Genomic DNA, 15,298 nt, shown 5'->3' on the forward strand with positions numbered 1-15,298 from the left:
CCCATCTGGATGACGCCCGCCGAAGCCCCAACTAGGGTGCGGCGAAAGCGTTCCGGCACTTGGCCCACCGACATTGCGATGTCAGTGCCGGGTGCCACAGTGGGGGAGTGAGCAACACCGCCACGGGCAGTCCCGACCAGGGCAGGAGGGGGTGATGTACGGCGTGACCGGTACGGGTTCAGCGGCCGGCGACGAGCTCGGCGCGCGCGCCGCGCGCGCCCGGGCCCTCGCGGTGCTCCGCGTGCGCGGCAGGGCACTCGGCCTCGCGGTGCTTCCCGCCGCCGTCGCCGTCGTCCTGTACGCGGGCGGGATCACCGGCCACATGACCGGCTCCGGCTGGGACGCCGCCCGCTGGGTGGTGACCGTCCTCGCCGTGGTCGTGCTGCTCGTCGCGGCGGCCGTCGCGACGGTCGTCGCCCGCTCCGAGCCGGCCGTGACGCCGACGGTCGAGCTCGCCGAGAGCGCGGCCCCCGACCTCTACCGGCTGGTGCGCGACCTCGCCGACCGGCTCGGCGTTCCCGCGCCCTCCGCGATAGCCCTGACGCCCGACTGCGACAGCTGGCTCGAGGACCGCTCCCACCCCACGCACCGCCGGCACGCCGCCGGCGAGGCGCCCGTCCTCGTCATCGGCTCGCCCTTCCTCTGGTGGATGCGGGTCGGAGAGCTGCGCGCGGTCCTCGCCCCGGTCGTCGCCGGCACGGGACCGGCGGCGCACCCCGACATAGCGGCCGCCCGCCGCTTCGTCCGCGGTCTCGACGCGGCCGTCGCCGTGCCCCGGCGCCCCGGCCTCGACCCGGTCCGCAGGCTCGGCGCGCTGGGCGTCGGCCGGCTGGCCGGGATCATGCTGAAGGGCTGCCGCGGCCATGCCGCCGAAATGGAGCGCGGCGTCGCCGCGGCCGGCTCCGAGCGCGCCCAGGCCGTGGACTACGGGGTGCGGATCGTCGCCCAGGAGCAGGTCGGTCTGGCCTATGCGGGCTGGGACCGGCTGCTCACCCGCGTGGCGCTGCCCGCCTGGCGGATGGGCCGCTGGCCCGCGCGCCTCGACGCGGGCGTGGTCTCGGCGCTCACAGAGCTGTCCCGTCGCGACCGGCTCGCCGACGGCTTCACCTCGCGGCTCGGGGAGCGGCCCGCCTGTGACCTCCTGGAGGAGCCGGGCGCGGTCGACGAGGCGGCCTCGCTGCTCGCCGCCCGGCTCTTCCACGGCGCTCCGGCCGAGCCGAGCGCGGACTGGGCCCCGGTGGAGTGGAGCGAGTACGCGGAGGAGGTCGTCGACCGCAAGTGGCGCGCCGACGCGGCCCGCCTCCACCAGGTCCTGGACCGGCTGGGCCTGAGCACCCCGCCCAGCCCCGCACCGTCGGGCGCCGCCGCCGACGCCCCGACCCTCGCCCGGATCATGGCCCACCTCACGACGGGCCCCATGGACACCAGCGCCGACGGGAGCGAAGGCGAGGGCGAGGGTGAGGGCGCATCCCCGCCCCCGACGACCCGGCCGTCGCCGTCGGAGGAAGCCGCCACGGAAGCACCGACGGAAGCCGCCTCGGGGGTGTCGGAGGAAGCCGCCACGGAGGCACCGACGGAAGCCCCCGCCGAAGCCGCCGCGGAAGCACCGACGCAAGCGGCCGCCGGGGTGTCGGCGGAAGCCGCCACGGAGGCACCGACGCAAGCCCCTGCGGAAGCGCCGGGGGAAGCCCCCGCGGAAGCACCGACGCAAGCCCCCGCGGAAGCCGCCACGGAAGCACCGACCCAAGCCCCCGCGGATGCGCCGGCGGAAGCCGCCGACGCCCTCGCCGCCGCGCTCACCGCGCAGACGGCGCGCGAGGAAGGGCTGCGACCGGCCGCGCCGGCCGCCGAGGGGCCCGACGGGCCGCTGCCGCTGTTCCCGCTCCAGCCGCCCCGCACCGGTCGCGACCTGCTCGCCGACCACGTCGCCGCGATGGTCTGCTGCGCCGCCGTGGACTCGGCGGACGCGGCTCCGGGCCTCGACTGGCTGGACGGCCCGGCCCTGTTCGTACGGGGCGAGCGGAGTACCGATCTCGCGCCCGCCGTGCTGTGCCTGGTCGAGGACGGCGACCCACGGCCGCTGCGCGCCTGGCTGACCAGGACCGGGGTCCGCCCGGAGAAGCCCGTCCGCCTGGTGTGACGGCGGGCCCCGGGCCCGTCCCGGCGCGCCGCCGCCGGCCTCGCCACCCGGAGGGCCGTCTTCCACTCTCGTCAATTCACGACGAACGGTGACGGAGTGGGTGCGTTATGTGATGTGCTGGAGACCGGCACTGACAGAGGCACCATCAGCAGGCAGACACCAGAGGCACTGACCAGCCGACCAGCCGAACAGCCGACCGGGGGAGTCGAGGGAGGGCGCGACATGGGGGCGGAGCAGATCAGGCGGTGGGAGTCGGGCGCGCTCGCCCACGCCGTCTCGGATCCCTTCGGCCAGGGCCCGCTGCCCTGGCTGCGCGGCTCCGAGAACTATTTCGACGACACCGGCCAGATGGTGCCGTGGTACGCGGACGAGACACTGGCCCGCGGCGGTGCCGGCGGCCCCCGTACCGCCGACGACGTGCGCGGCCAGATCAAGGGCTTCGCGTCCGACGGGGCGGTGGCGCCCGGTGAGGCGATCGACTTCCACATCACCGTGGACCCGCCGCAGCAGTTCTCGGTCGACGTCTACCGCATCGGGCACTACGGCGGGGACGGCGCCGCCAAGATCACCACGAGTCCGCGGCTGTCCGGGATCGTCCAGCCGGCCCCGCTGGCCGCCGACCGGACCGTCTCCTGCCACCACTGGTGGCAGTCCTGGCGGCTGCAGATCCCCTCGTACTGGTCGATCGGAGCGTACGTCGCCGTGCTCACCACGGCCGGCGGCTACCGCTCCCACATCCCCTTCACCGTGCGCGACAGCCATCCGGCGGACCTGCTGCTCGTCCTGCCGGACGTGACCTGGCAGGCGTACAACCTCTATCCGGAGGACGGCCGCACCGGCGCCAGCCTCTACCACGCGTGGGACGAGGAGGGGCGGCTGCTCGGCGAGGAGGAGGCGGCCGTCACCGTCTCCTTCGACCGCCCGTACGCGGGCGCGGGCCTGCCGCTGCACGTCGGGCACGCCTACGACTTCATCCGCTGGGCCGAGCGCTACGGCTACGACCTGGCGTACGCGGAGACCCGTGACCTGCACGCGGGCCGGGTGGATCCCAGCCGCTACCGGGGCCTGGTGTTCCCGGGGCACGACGAGTACTGGTCGGTCCCCATGCGCCGGACCGCCGAGCTCGCCCGCGACCAGGGCACCTCGCTGGTCTTCCTGTCCGCCAACACCATGTACTGGCAGGTGGACCTGGCGCCCTCGCCGTCCGGTGCCCCGGACCGGCTCCTGACCTGCCGCAAGCGCCGCGGCCCGGGCCGCCCGGCGCTCTGGCGCGAGGTCGACCGGCCCGAGCAGCAGCTGCTCGGCATCCAGTACGCGGGCCGGGTGCCCGAACCGCACCCGCTGGTCGTACGGAACGCGGACCACTGGCTCTGGGAGGCCACCGGCGCGGGCGAGGGCGACGAGATCCCGGGCCTGGTCGCGGGCGAGGCCGACCGTTACTTCCCGCGCACCGCGCTGCCCGAGCACCAGGGCCGCATCCTGCTCGCCCACTCGCCCTACCGGGACAGCGAGGGCGTGCGGCGGCACCAGGAGACGAGCCTCTACCGGGCCCCGTCCGGCGCCTGGGTCTTCGCCTCCGGCACCTTCGCCTGGTCGCCGGCGCTCGACCGGCCCGGCCATGTCGACACCCGTGTCCAGCGCGCCACCGCGAACCTCCTCGACCGCATCTGCAAGAGGGACTGAGCGCGGCCCGGGCGGGGGCCCGGCGGAGAGCCGGCAGGCGGACTGAGCGGGGCGTCACAGGGCCCGGCGGCCGGATGCCGGCCCCGGTGAGGGAGAATCGGACACGCTCCTGGATCAACCTACGCGGAGGAACCGTGTCCGGATTCGTAGAAAAGCCCGAACCCGTCCAGGTCCCGGGCCTCACCCATCTCCACACGGGCAAGGTTCGCGACCTGTACCGCAACGAGGCGGGCGACCTCGTCATGGTGGCGAGCGACCGCATGTCCGCGTACGACTGGGTGCTGCCCACCGAGATCCCCGACAAGGGCCGGGTGCTCACCCAGCTCTCGCTGTGGTGGTTCGACCGGCTCGCCGACCTGGCCCCGAACCACGTCCTGTCGACCGAACTCCCGGCCGGCGCGCCCGCCGACTGGGCCGGCCGCACGCTGATCTGCAAGTCCCTGAACATGGTTCCGGTCGAGTGCGTGGCCCGCGGCTACCTCACGGGTTCCGGCCTGGTCGAGTACGAGGAGTCCCGCACCGTCTGCGGTCTCGCGCTGCCCGAGGGCCTGACCGACGGCTCCGAGCTGCCCGCGCCGATCTTCACCCCGGCGACGAAGGCCGCCGTCGGCGACCACGACGAGAACGTCGCGTACGAGGAGGTGGCCCGCCAGGTCGGCGCCGAGACGGCCGCCGTGCTGCGCCAGATGACCCTCGCCGTCTACAGCCGGGCCCGGGACATCGCCCGCGAGCGCGGGATCATCCTGGCCGACACCAAGTTCGAATTCGGCTTCGAGTCCACCCCGGAGGGCGAGCGCCTGGTCCTCGCCGACGAGGTCCTCACCCCGGACTCCTCCCGCTTCTGGCCGGCCGACCAGTGGCAGCCGGGCCGTGCCCAGCCCTCGTACGACAAGCAGTTCGTGCGGGACTGGCTGACGTCGCCGGCCTCCGGCTGGGACCGCAAGAGCGAGCAGCCGCCGCCGGCGCTGCCGCAGGAGGTCGTGGAGCGGACCCGCGCCAAGTACGTGGAGGCGTACGAGCTGCTCACCGGCAACCGCTGGTCCTGAGACAACGAGAAAGCCCCCGGTCGGATCGACCGGGGGCTTCTTCATGGAGCGGACGACGAGATTCGAACTCGCGACCCTCACCTTGGCAAGGTGATGCTCTACCAACTGAGCCACGTCCGCATGCGCCGTAGCGCGCTGCTAACTATACACAGGATTGCGGGGGCGAATCACACCGTTTCCCGGCCCGCGCCCTGTGGCCGTCGCCACAGGGACGGATGGGGTGCATCGAAGGGCGGGGAAAGCCGATGGGCCGAGGGGATACGACGAAGGCCCCGGTTCCTGAGAACCGGGGCCTTCGCTCCCTGAGCGGACGACGAGATTCGAACTCGCGACCCTCACCTTGGCAAGGTGATGCTCTACCAACTGAGCCACGTCCGCATGCCTCCGACCGGCTTTCACCGGGCGGTGCGAGCACCACTCTACCTGATCCACCGGAGTGGTCCGTCATCGTGATGCAGAGCGGGTGACAGGGATCGCACACTGCGCCTTCCCCCTGGAAGGGGGCTGTTCTGCTACTGAACTACACCCGCACGCTGCGTGGGACTCGGCTTTGCGGCCTCGCCCCTCGGCGTGATCCAGACTCTAGCGGATCATGGGGGGTGCATGGCAAATCGGCTCAGCCGGCGGCCCGGAAGGCCTCGTAGACCCGCTTGGGGATGCGGCCGCGGGCCGGCACGTCGAGCTTGTTGGACTGGGCCCAGGCGCGTACGGCGGCCGGGTCGGGCTCGAGGGTGGTGTGCTTGTAGTCGCCGTCGACCGGCTTGCCGCTCTTTCTGTGACCTGCCGCACTCACCTTGCGGCCCGCGGCCAGGTACGGGGCGAGGACCTTGCGCAGTTTCTTTGCATTGGCGGGATTCAGGTCGATCTCGTACATCTTCCCGTCCAGGCCGAACGCGACCGTTTCCGCCGCTTCTCCGCCGTCGATGTCGTCGAAGAGAGTGACCACTACTCGCTGAGCCACGGATATCGGTCCTTTCCTGCGGATCGCCGTGTCGTCTGAGGGGTCGACACCGCCCTGACGTGCGACGATGCCGATACGACGGCCACCCGGGGGCAATATTGCGTTCCTCTGTATTCCTTTGTACAGCGGTGGGTGTCGCATTGTGAAGCCCAGGCAATTGTTTCCGCGTGTCACGGTCGGCGGGCGGTGGCGGGCAGTATTCCGCTTGAATTAACCGGCGTGGTGTTTCGGTGCGCTTTGTAGGATCCTTCAGACTTCTACTCGCGTAGATTTTGGAGGCAGGTACGCTGAGGGAACCGCCCACGCAACACACCACCGGGAGTGCCAGTGGCACGCGTCGTAGTCGACGTCATGCTCAAGCCGGAGATCCTCGACCCGCAGGGACAGGCGGTGCAGCGTGCACTGCCCCGCCTCGGATTCGACGGGATCGCCGACGTCCGCCAGGGGAAGCGCTTCGAGCTGGAGGTGGAGGGGCCGGTCGACGAGGCCGCCCTCGCCCGCATCCATGAGATGGCCGAAACCTTCCTTGCCAACACCGTGATCGAAGACTTCATCGTGAAGGTGGAGTCGTGACCGCACGCATCGGCGTCGTCACGTTCCCCGGAACGCTCGACGACCGGGACGCGCTGCGCGCCGCCCGCCTCGCGGGCGCCGAGCCCGTCCCGCTGTGGCACCGCGACAAGGACCTCAAGCAGGTCGACGCGGTGGTCCTCGCGGGCGGCTTCTCCTACGGCGACTACCTGCGGGCCGGAGCCATCTCCCGCTTCTCGCCGGTGATGGAGACGATCATCGAGCAGGCGAAGGCGGGCATGCCCGTCCTCGGCATCTGCAACGGCTTCCAGATCCTCACCGAAGCCCACCTGCTGCCGGGCGCCATGCTGCGCAACAACCACCTCCACTTCATCTGCCGCGACCAGAAGCTGCGGGTGGAGAACGCGGAGACCGCCTGGACCTCGGACTACCACCAGGGTCAGGAGATCGAGGTCCCGCTCAAGAACATGGACGGCCGGTACGTCGCCGACGAGCGCACGCTCGACGAGCTGGAGGCCGAGGGGCGGGTGGCCTTCCGCTACCTGGACATGAACCCCAACGGCTCGCTGCGCGACATCGCGGGCATCACCAACGCCGCGGGCAACGTCGTCGGCCTCATGCCGCACCCCGAGCACGCCGTCGAGCCGCTGGTCGGCACCGGCAAGACCGACGGACTCGGTTTCTTCACCTCGATCCTCAAGAAGCTGGTCAACGCCTGATGAGCCTCGACACCGTCAAGCACGCGAGCGAGACGCCGGACAGCGAGCAGCCCTGGAAGGAGCTCGGCCTCAAGGAGGACGAGTACGCGCGCATCCGCGAGATCCTCGGCCGCCGTCCCACCGGCGCCGAGCTCGCCATGTACTCCGTCATGTGGTCCGAGCACTGCTCGTACAAGAGCAGCAAGGTCCACCTGAAGCAGTTCGGCGAGAAGGCCCCCGAGAACGACGCCATGCTCGTCGGCATCGGCGAGAACGCGGGCGTCGTCGACGTCGGCCAGGGCTACGCGGTCACCTTCAAGGTCGAGTCGCACAACCACCCGAGCTACATCGAGCCCTACCAGGGCGCGGCCACCGGCGTCGGCGGCATCGTCCGCGACATCCTCGCCATGGGTGCCCGCCCGGTCGCCGTGGTCGACCCGCTGCGCTTCGGCGCCGCCGACCACCCCGACACCAAGCGCGTGCTGCCCGGTGTCGTCGCCGGCATCGGCGGCTACGGCAACTGCCTGGGCCTGCCCAACATCGGCGGCGAGGTCGTCTTCGACTCCTGCTACCAGGGCAACCCGCTGGTCAACGCCGGCTGCATCGGCGTCATGAAGCACGAGGACATCCACCTCGCCAAGGCCTCCGGCCCCGGCAACAAGGTCATCCTCTACGGCGCCCGCACCGGCGGCGACGGCATCGGCGGCGTCTCGGTCCTCGCGTCCGAGACCTTCGACGCTGCGTCTGATAGTGCCGATGGCACGGGCAAGCCCAAGAAGCGCCCCGCCGTCCAGGTCGGCGACCCGTTCCAGGAGAAGCTCCTCATCGAGTGCACCCTGGAGATCTTCAAGGAGAAGCTGGTCGCGGGCATCCAGGACCTCGGCGGCGCCGGTCTGTCCTGCGCCACCTCCGAGCTGGCCTCGGCCGGCTCCGGCGGCATGCGGGTCGAGCTCGACACCGTGCCGCTGCGCGACGCGACGCTCTCGCCGGAGGAGATCCTCATGAGCGAGTCGCAGGAGCGCATGTGCGCGATCGTCGAGCCGCAGCACGTCGACCGCTTCATGGAGATCTGCGAGAAGTGGGACGTCACCGCCACCGTCATCGGTGAGGTCACGGACGGCGACCACCTGGAGATCTACTGGCACGGCGAGCTGATCGTGGACGTGCCCCCGGGCACCGTCGCCCACGAGGGCCCGACCTACCACCGGCCGTACGAGCGCCCGGTGTGGCAGGACGCCCTCCAGGCCGACGACGCCGGCAAGCTGGCCCGCCCGCAGGACGGCGCCGAGCTGAAGGACCAGGTCCTCAGGCTGGTCGGCTCCCCGAACCAGGCCTCCAAGGCGTGGATCACCGACCAGTACGACCGCTTCGTGCAGGGCAACACCGTGCTCGCCCAGCCCGAGGACGCCGGCATGGTCCGGATCGACGAGGAGTCGAACCTGGGCGTGGCCATGGCGACCGACGGCAACGGCCGGTACGCCAAGCTCGACCCGTACACCGGTGCGCAGCTCGCGCTGGCGGAGGCGTACCGCAACGTCGCCGCCTCCGGCGCCAAGCCGCTCGCCATCTCGGACTGCCTGAACTTCGGTTCGCCCGAGGACCCGGCGGTCATGTGGCAGTTCGCCGAGGCCACCCGTGGTCTCGCGGACGGCTGCCTCGCGCTCGGCACCCCGGTCACCGGCGGCAACGTGTCGCTGTACAACCAGACCGGTGACGTCGCCATCCACCCGACGCCCGTCGTGGCCGTCCTCGGTGTGATCGACGACGTCAACCGCCGTACCCCGATCGCCTTCGCGGAAGAGGGCCAGCTCCTCTACCTGCTCGGCGACACCAAGGAGGAGTTCGGCGGCTCGGCCTGGTCCGAGGTGATCCACCAGCACCTCGGCGGCATGCCGCCGGCCGTGGACCTCGACCGGGAGAAGCTGCTCGGCGAGATCCTCATCTCGGCCTCGCGCGACGGCATGATCGACGCGGCCCACGACCTGTCCGACGGCGGACTCGTCCAGGCGGTCGTCGAGTCCTGCCTGCGCGGCGGCAACGGCGCGCGCCTGGTCGTGCCCGAGGGCCTGGACGCGTTCACCTTCCTCTTCAGCGAGTCGGCCGGCCGTGCGGTCGTGTCCGTCCCGCGCAGCGAGGAGCTCCGCTTCACCGACATGTGCGGTGCGCGGGGCCTGCCGGCGACCCGGATCGGTGTCGTCGACGGGGACGCGGTCGAGGTGCAGGGCGAGTTCAGTGCCTCCCTGGAGGAGCTGCGCGCCGTGCACGAGGCGACGATCCCGGGCCTGCTGGCCTGACGTCCTGCCGTACGGAGTACGGGGTACGAAGTACGGAGACGAGCCCCCGCCCTTCCCGGGCGGGGGCTTCGCCGCGTGCGGAGTCAGTCGGCCGATCCCCAGAACGCGTCCGACTCGACGATGTCCGCGACGCACTCGTCGATGTCGGAGACCTTGTCGCCGATGATCGTGAAGAAGAGCCCGCCCTCCATCTCGATGCCCCGGTCACCCCGGTCGCCGTGCCACTTGTGGACGGACATGACGTGGCCCCTGCCGTCCGGGTAGACGCCCTTCAGCTCGACGCGGAAGGTGCCGCCCGTCAGCTCCATGAGCTTGCCGTAGTGGGCGAGAACGTTGTCCCTGCCCTTGAAGTGCCCGGACATCTGGCTCTCGCCGGGCGAGTGATGGGTGCAGTCGCCGGTCAGGAGGGAGGCGAGCGTCTCCGTGTCACCGGTGCTGAACGCTTCGTAGCCCCGGCGCACCAGAGCCGCGTCGGGGTGCTCGTGATGGGTCATGGCCCCGCCACTGCCTTTCGTGAGCGGACGTCCCCCTCCCTCAAGTCTCGGGGCTAGCCTCTGCCCATGCCACCTGCCAAGAAGCGCGCCAGAAGCTACGACTCCGCCAAGATCCGCGCCGCCGTGTCCGCCCAGTTCCGGCATGTCGCCGACGCCGTGACCGGGCTGGCGCCCGACCAGCTGGACCGTCCGACGGGTCTGGGGGCGTGGACGGTGGCCGACCTCGCCGCGCACGTCGCGTGGATCGCGGACTCGCTGGCCGGCTCGCTCGGCCGCCCGCCGGCCGCCAAGGGCGAACTCCTGCCGCACCAGTGGCCCTTCACCACCGTCGCGCTGTCCGGGAGGATCGCCGACGCGGCCCGCGAGACGCTCACCGGGGCGCCGCTGCCCGAGCTCTACGAGCGGGCCGGCAGCCGGCTCGCGGAGGCGCTCGCCACGCACGACGACGACCGGGTGCTCGACCTGTGGATCGGGCCCATGCGGCTCGGTGACTTCCTGGTCACCCGCACCGTCGAACTCGTCGTCCACACCGACGACCTGAACCGGGCCGCGGGCCTCGACGTTCCCCTCGACCGGCAGGCGCTCGCCGCCTGCACGCGGCTGCTCGCGGACGCCCTCGCCGAGAAGGCGCCCGGCGGGGCGGTGGAGATGCGGGTGCCGCCGTTCGCCGTGGTGCAGTGCGTCGAGGGCCCGCGGCACACCCGCGGCACCCCGCCCAACGTGGTCGAGACGGACCCGCTGACCTGGATCCGGCTCGCGACCGGGCGGACCGACTGGGCGACGGAGCTGGACGCGGCGCGGGTCAGCGCCAGCGGCGAGCGGGCCGACCTGTCCGCGCTGCTGCCGCTGATGGCCTGACGGGCCACGGGCCACGGGCAGGGGGCCCCGAGCCGGCGCCGCGGCCCGGCGCCACGGCCAAGGGCACGGCCCCGGCCACGCGCGACGGTCGGCCGCCCGCCGCTCGGCGACCCGCCGCTCGGCCGCCCGACGGTCGGCGGCCCGGCGGAACCGTCTCGCCGGGCGGCCCGTCCCATCGGCATGCTGCAGAAGCCGCGCGTACTCGCCGCCGCCGCCGTCACCGCTCTCGTCGCCCTGCTCGCCGCGTGCGGCGCGGAGGGCGGCACCGGCCCAGGCGCCGGTGCCGACACGGACACCCCCGACCTGCCCCTGGCCGGCAGTCACTGGACGATCGCCGCGGTCACGGTCGACGGCACCCGGTCCGTCGCGCCGCCCGGCGCGCGCCTGGAGATCGAGGAGAACGGCCGCGCACGGGGCAACAGCGGCTGCAACCGCTTCGGCGCCGCCGTCGCCGTGAACGGCGACACGCTGACCGTCTCCTCGCACGAGGTCACCATGATCGGCTGTCCCGCCGACCGCGACCGCTTCGAACGGGCGCTGCTGAAGGCCTTCACCGGCAGGCTGACGGGCAGGCTCCAGGAGAAGGGCCTCACGCTGGCGTCGTCCGACGGCCGCAGGACCATGGAGCTGGTCGCCGAGTCGGGCTCCCCGCTGGTCGGCACGACCTGGACGGTGGACGCGCTGCTCAGCGGGGACACGGCCGCTTCGCTGCCGGCGGGCTCGGAGGGCAAGGCGAAGCTGACCTTCGGCAAGGACGGCAGGCTCACCGGCCGCCTGGGCTGCAACCGGGTCTCCGCTCCCGCGAAGATCACGGAGAAGACGATCACCCTCGGGGCGATCGCGACGACCCGGATGATCTGCACGGGCCCGGAGATGGACCTGGAGACCAAGCTGTACGACGCCCTCGACGGCCCCCTCACCTACCGGCTGGACCACCGCACCCTGACCGTCACGGACGTGGACGGCCAGGGCTTCACGGCCCGCGCGGAAACGGTCGAGGGCTAGGCCGCAGACGCCGCGGCCTATCCGGCCCTGATCCGAAAGAAACGGCCTGGGCGCTAGCTGCCGTACGGGAGGAGTCCGGCGTCCGTGCGTTCCCACGAGGCCTTCAGCTCGGCGAGCCGCGCCTGCTCGTACGGGGCCCGGTCGGCCTGTTCACGGGCGTCGTCGGCGAGGTTGAACAGCTGGTCGCGGCCGCTCTTGCCGCGGTAGTACTTCCAGTCGCCGCGGCGCAGCGCCCGCTCGCCGCGCACCCGCCAGAACAGGTCGCGCTCGGGCACGTCCTCGCCGCGCAGGAGGTGTCCGGCGAGGCTGGTGCCGTCGAGCGGGTAGGCGGGGTGGGGGCGGGCGCCGCCCAGTTCGAGGAGGGTGGCGGTCCAGTCGGGCGAGAAGACGGGCAGGTCGCTGACCTGGCCGCCGTCGATCCGGGCGGGCCAGCGCAGGATCGACGGGACGCGGATGCCGCCCTCCTGGAGGGAGCCCTTGTTGCCGGCGAGCGGCCAGTTGTAGGAGAAGCGTTCGCCGCCGTTGTCGCTGCCGAAGAAGACGAGGGTGTCGCGCTCGCGGCCCGCCCGCTTCAGCGCGGCGAGGACCGTCCCCACGGAGCGGTCGAGGTCCTCGACCATCTCCTTGTACTTCTCAATGGAGCCGCCGTCCTGGTGCCACAGGGCGGAGCGGTCGCCGGCCTTGATCCGGCGGACGATCTCGGCGCTCGCCTCCTCGTCGCCGTCGGCGATCCACGGCCAGTGGGGGGTGGTGAAGTTCAGGTTGAGGAGGAAGGGCCGGTCGTGGTCGCGGCTCACGTACTCGCTCGCCCGCTCGGTGAGGATGCGCGTGTAGTAGCGCAGGTCCTTGTACGTGGCGTCGCCCTCGTAGAGGTCGTACTCGCCGCCGAGGCCGAGCTTGGAGTAGTACTCCAGGGCGCCGCCGAAGTTGCCGAAGAACTCGTCCCAGCCGGAGCGGGTGGGGGAGTAGTCGGGCAGGTAGCCGCAGTGCCACTTGCCGATGAGCGCGGTGGTGTAGCCGGCGTCGCGCAGCCGGGAGGCGAGCGTGGGGTGGGTGGGGTCCAGGCCGACGGACTTGTCGGCGATGGGTTCGGCGAGTCCGCCCTTGGTGCGGCCCGGGTAGCGGCCGGTGTAGAGGCTGAACCGGGTGGGGGAGCAGGTGGCGGAGCCGGAGTAGGCGTTCGTGAAGCGGAGTCCCTGGCGCGCGAGCCGGTCCAGGTGCGGGGTGCGGATGTGCGGGGAGCCGTAGGAGGAGAGGTCGGCCCAGCCGAGGTCGTCGCCGAGGATGAAGAGGATGTGGGGCCGCTTGGAGTGGCGTCCGGGCGCGGCGCGGAACGGCCGCTCCTCGGCAGAGGCAGAGGCAGAGGCGGCGCCGTCGGCCGGGGCGGCGGCAGTGGGAGCGGCGGAAGCGGTGGGTGCCGAGGCGCCGAGGGCGACTCCTGCGGCGGCGCCGACGGCGGCACCGCCGAGGGCACGCCGGGACAGGGGCGTGGACATACGGGTCTCCTGGTGGGAATGCAGCGTGGGACGCCGGAGGAAGCCGGCGTGTGATGCCTGCGCGAAGGCGGCGGGAAGGGCGCGAGGGCTGAGAAGCCGGGCGCCTCACGAGAAGAGGGTTCAGGCGCGGCGACAGATCGCGCTCGCGACACGGGCCAGGTCCACGTGCCGGCGCGCCACAAGGGTGACCGAGAGGTCGACGTCGCTGACGGGCTGCATGATCGGCAAGCCTGGCGGAGGGCCGCCGGGGGTGTCAACGACCGTTCCGCACCGTGGACTCCGTCACATCCCGACCGTTCGCCCCGTACCGTACGAGCGTCCGCTCGGTACGGCTCGGATCTTGGCTACCGACCGGTAACCCTTGGGGGCCTTGCTTTGTGGGCTCCGACAAGGAACCAAGGATCAGTTCGTGCGATCCTACGGGCCGCCGGGAGGGCCTATCACGCCCCGTCCGCGAATTCGGACCGATGGTCGATCTCGCCTACACTCGGTGGCGTGCCACGCGGAGACGGTCGACTCAATCACGATCTGCTCCCCGGTGAGAAAGGCCCCCAGGACGCTTGTGGCGTCTTCGGTGTCTGGGCTCCGGGTGAAGAGGTCGCAAAGCTCTCGTACTTCGGGCTCTACGCCCTCCAGCATCGGGGCCAGGAATCCGCGGGAATCGCGGTAAGCAACGGCTCCCAGATCCTCGTCTTCAAGGACATGGGCCTCGTGTCCCAGGTCTTCGACGAGACTTCTCTCGGTTCCCTCCAGGGTCATATCGCGGTCGGTCACGCCCGCTACTCGACCACCGGAGCCTCCGTGTGGGAGAACGCGCAGCCGACGTTCCGGGCGACCGCCCACGGCTCCATCGCGCTCGGCCACAACGGCAACCTGGTGAACACGGCGCAGCTGGCCGAGATGGTCGCCGACCTCCCCAAGAAGGAGGGCCGCACCAACCGGGTCGCCGCCACCAACGACACCGACCTGGTCACCGCGCTGCTCGCGGGCCAGGTGGCCGAGGACGGCACGCCGCTCACCATCGAGCAGGCCGCCACGAAGATCCTCCCCGACGTCAAGGGCGCCTTCTCCCTCGTCTTCATGGACGAGCACACCCTCTACGCGGCCCGTGACCCGCAGGGCATCCGCCCGCTGGTGCTCGGCCGTCTCGAGCGCGGCTGGGTCGTCGCCTCCGAGAGCGCCGCCCTCGACATCTGCGGTGCGACCTTCGTCCGCGAGGTCGAGCCGGGCGAGCTGATCGCCATCGACGAGAACGGCATCCGCACCTCGCGATTCGCGGAAGCGAAGCCCAAGGGCTGTGTCTTCGAGTACGTGTACCTGGCCCGCCCCGACACCGACATCGCCGGCCGGAACGTGTACCTCTCCCGCGTGGAGATGGGCCGCCGGCTCGCCAAGGAGGCCCCCGTCGAGGCCGACCTGGTGATAGCGACGCCGGAGTCCGGCACCCCGGCCGCGATCGGCTACGCGGAGGCCTCCGGCATCCCGTTCGGCGCCGGCCTGGTCAAGAACGCCTACGTCGGCCGGACCTTCATCCAGCCCTCGCAGACCATCCGCCAGCTGGGCATCCGGCTGAAGCTGAACCCCCTCCGGGAAGTCATCAAGGGCAAGCGCCTCGTGGTCGTCGACGACTCGATCGTCCGCGGCAACACCCAGCGCGCGCTGGTCCGGATGCTCCGCGAGGCCGGCGCCGCCGAGGTCCACATCCGGATCTCCTCGCCGCCGGTGAAGTGGCCCTGCTTCTTCGGCATCGACTTCGCCACCCGCGCGGAGCTGATCGCCAACGGCATGTCGGTCGAGGAGATCGGCAGGTCGCTCGGTGCGGACTCGCTCTCGTACATCTCGCTCGACGGGATGATCGAGGCGACCACCATCCAGAAGCCCAACCTGTGCCGCGCCTGCTTCGACGGCGAGTACCCGATGGAGCTTCCGGACCCGGAGCTGCTGGGCAAGCAGCTCCTGGAGACCGAGCTGGCCGCCGGCCCCGCCGCCACCGCGGCCGCCGACGCCCTGCGCCGCCCGTAAGACCCCCGTCGCTCGCGCCGCGACCCGCGGCGCGAGCGGTACGAGCAGCACGACGACACGAAAGCTCTGA

13 protein-coding genes and 3 tRNA genes are annotated in these 15,298 nt (G+C 71.8%); 9 read left to right on the forward strand and 7 right to left on the reverse strand.

Annotation, left to right across the window (positions count from 1 at the left end; all coding sequences use genetic code 11):
* Window positions 1-154: 154 nt before the first annotated feature.
* The 3 genes from ACFVGS_RS16175 to ACFVGS_RS16185 all read left to right on the forward strand — a co-directional run bounded on the left by ACFVGS_RS16175 (window position 155) and on the right by ACFVGS_RS16185 (window position 4,869).
* Window positions 155-2,140, forward strand: coding sequence for a hypothetical protein (locus ACFVGS_RS16175; RefSeq protein WP_385692782.1), 1,986 nt, complete (start codon window positions 155-157; stop codon window positions 2,138-2,140).
* 222 nt (window positions 2,141-2,362) lie between these two features.
* Complete coding sequence (locus tag ACFVGS_RS16180) at window positions 2,363-3,823, forward strand: N,N-dimethylformamidase beta subunit family domain-containing protein (RefSeq protein WP_385692783.1); 1,461 nt, start codon at window positions 2,363-2,365, stop codon at window positions 3,821-3,823.
* 134 nt (window positions 3,824-3,957) lie between these two features.
* Complete coding sequence (locus tag ACFVGS_RS16185) at window positions 3,958-4,869, forward strand: phosphoribosylaminoimidazolesuccinocarboxamide synthase (protein WP_384407383.1); 912 nt, start codon at window positions 3,958-3,960, stop codon at window positions 4,867-4,869.
* Between the two features lie 44 nt (window positions 4,870-4,913).
* On the opposite strand, the gene ACFVGS_RS16190 is transcribed toward ACFVGS_RS16185, so the two are convergent.
* From ACFVGS_RS16190 to ACFVGS_RS16205, 4 genes are all read right to left on the reverse strand, one after another.
* Window positions 4,914-4,989 (reverse strand) — tRNA-Gly (locus ACFVGS_RS16190).
* Between the two features lie 185 nt (window positions 4,990-5,174).
* Window positions 5,175-5,247, reverse strand: a tRNA-Gly gene (locus ACFVGS_RS16195).
* Window positions 5,248-5,327: 80 nt separating this feature from the next.
* Window positions 5,328-5,399: transfer RNA gene (locus tag ACFVGS_RS16200), tRNA-Gly, on the reverse strand.
* An 86-nt stretch (window positions 5,400-5,485) separates the two neighbouring features.
* Window positions 5,486-5,830, reverse strand: a complete 345-nt coding sequence (locus ACFVGS_RS16205) for an Lsr2 family protein (RefSeq protein WP_384407381.1) — start codon at window positions 5,828-5,830, stop codon at window positions 5,486-5,488.
* Between the two features lie 327 nt (window positions 5,831-6,157).
* On the opposite strand from ACFVGS_RS16205, the gene purS reads away from it, so the two are divergent.
* From purS to purL, 3 genes are read left to right on the forward strand one after another with little or no spacing between them, the layout of a single operon-like run.
* The gene (gene purS / locus ACFVGS_RS16210; protein ID WP_009996980.1) at window positions 6,158-6,403 is read left to right on the forward strand and encodes a phosphoribosylformylglycinamidine synthase subunit PurS; all 246 of its coding nucleotides are present in this window, start codon (window positions 6,158-6,160) and stop codon (window positions 6,401-6,403) included.
* A complete protein-coding gene (gene purQ, locus ACFVGS_RS16215; RefSeq protein ID WP_384407379.1) occupies window positions 6,400-7,080 on the forward strand; it encodes a phosphoribosylformylglycinamidine synthase subunit PurQ in 681 nt (226 codons plus the stop codon). The genes purS and purQ overlap by 4 nt, the downstream gene beginning before the upstream one ends.
* The gene (gene purL, locus ACFVGS_RS16220; protein ID WP_384407377.1) at window positions 7,080-9,353 is read left to right on the forward strand and encodes a phosphoribosylformylglycinamidine synthase subunit PurL; all 2,274 of its coding nucleotides are present in this window, start codon (window positions 7,080-7,082) and stop codon (window positions 9,351-9,353) included. Before purQ ends, purL begins: the two co-directional genes overlap by 1 nt.
* 83 nt (window positions 9,354-9,436) lie before the next feature.
* Here the strand turns inward: purL and ACFVGS_RS16225 are convergent, their stop codons facing one another.
* A complete protein-coding gene (locus ACFVGS_RS16225) occupies window positions 9,437-9,847 on the reverse strand; it encodes a nuclear transport factor 2 family protein (protein WP_384407375.1) in 411 nt (136 codons plus the stop codon).
* Between the two features lie 66 nt (window positions 9,848-9,913).
* Here ACFVGS_RS16225 and ACFVGS_RS16230 point away from each other — a divergent pair, with 66 nt between their 5' ends.
* Window positions 9,914-10,705: a sterol carrier family protein gene (locus tag ACFVGS_RS16230; RefSeq protein ID WP_384407374.1), complete on the forward strand. Its 792-nt coding sequence runs from the start codon at window positions 9,914-9,916 to the stop codon at window positions 10,703-10,705.
* Between the two features lie 180 nt (window positions 10,706-10,885).
* Entirely contained in the window at window positions 10,886-11,710 is an 825-nt protein-coding gene (locus ACFVGS_RS16235; protein WP_385692784.1) for an META domain-containing protein, read from the forward strand.
* Between the two features lie 53 nt (window positions 11,711-11,763).
* Here the strand turns inward: ACFVGS_RS16235 and ACFVGS_RS16240 are convergent, their stop codons facing one another.
* Window positions 11,764-13,206, reverse strand: coding sequence for a sulfatase (locus ACFVGS_RS16240; protein WP_385692785.1), 1,443 nt, complete (start codon window positions 13,204-13,206; stop codon window positions 11,764-11,766).
* A gap of 120 nt (window positions 13,207-13,326) precedes the next feature.
* The gene (locus tag ACFVGS_RS16245; protein WP_385692786.1) at window positions 13,327-13,425 is read right to left on the reverse strand and encodes a putative leader peptide; all 99 of its coding nucleotides are present in this window, start codon (window positions 13,423-13,425) and stop codon (window positions 13,327-13,329) included.
* 276 nt (window positions 13,426-13,701) lie between these two features.
* On the opposite strand from ACFVGS_RS16245, the gene purF reads away from it, so the two are divergent.
* Entirely contained in the window at window positions 13,702-15,228 is a 1,527-nt protein-coding gene (purF, locus tag ACFVGS_RS16250) for an amidophosphoribosyltransferase (RefSeq protein WP_385692787.1), read from the forward strand.
* The last annotated feature ends 70 nt before the right edge of the window (window positions 15,229-15,298 follow it).

The sequence above is a fragment of the Streptomyces sp. NPDC127114 genome (genome assembly GCF_042677525.1).
GTDB lineage: Bacteria > Actinomycetota > Actinomycetes > Streptomycetales > Streptomycetaceae > Streptomyces.

What these genes read in the sequence shown, in the direction of transcription:
- ACFVGS_RS16175 (WP_385692782.1), top strand. Translation starts at nt 155, where the DNA reads ATGTACGGCGTGACCGGTACGGGTTCAGCGGCCGGCGACGAGCTCGGC.
- ACFVGS_RS16225 (WP_384407375.1), bottom strand. Translation starts at nt 9,847, where the DNA reads ATGACCCATCACGAGCACCCCGACGCGGCTCTGGTGCGCCGGGGCTAC.
- ACFVGS_RS16240 (WP_385692785.1), bottom strand. Translation starts at nt 13,206, where the DNA reads ATGTCCACGCCCCTGTCCCGGCGTGCCCTCGGCGGTGCCGCCGTCGGC.
- purL (WP_384407377.1), top strand. Translation starts at nt 7,080, where the DNA reads ATGAGCCTCGACACCGTCAAGCACGCGAGCGAGACGCCGGACAGCGAG.
- ACFVGS_RS16230 (WP_384407374.1), top strand. Translation starts at nt 9,914, where the DNA reads ATGCCACCTGCCAAGAAGCGCGCCAGAAGCTACGACTCCGCCAAGATC.
- ACFVGS_RS16180 (WP_385692783.1), top strand. Translation starts at nt 2,363, where the DNA reads ATGGGGGCGGAGCAGATCAGGCGGTGGGAGTCGGGCGCGCTCGCCCAC.
- ACFVGS_RS16235 (WP_385692784.1), top strand. Translation starts at nt 10,886, where the DNA reads ATGCTGCAGAAGCCGCGCGTACTCGCCGCCGCCGCCGTCACCGCTCTC.
- ACFVGS_RS16245 (WP_385692786.1), bottom strand. Translation starts at nt 13,425, where the DNA reads ATGCAGCCCGTCAGCGACGTCGACCTCTCGGTCACCCTTGTGGCGCGC.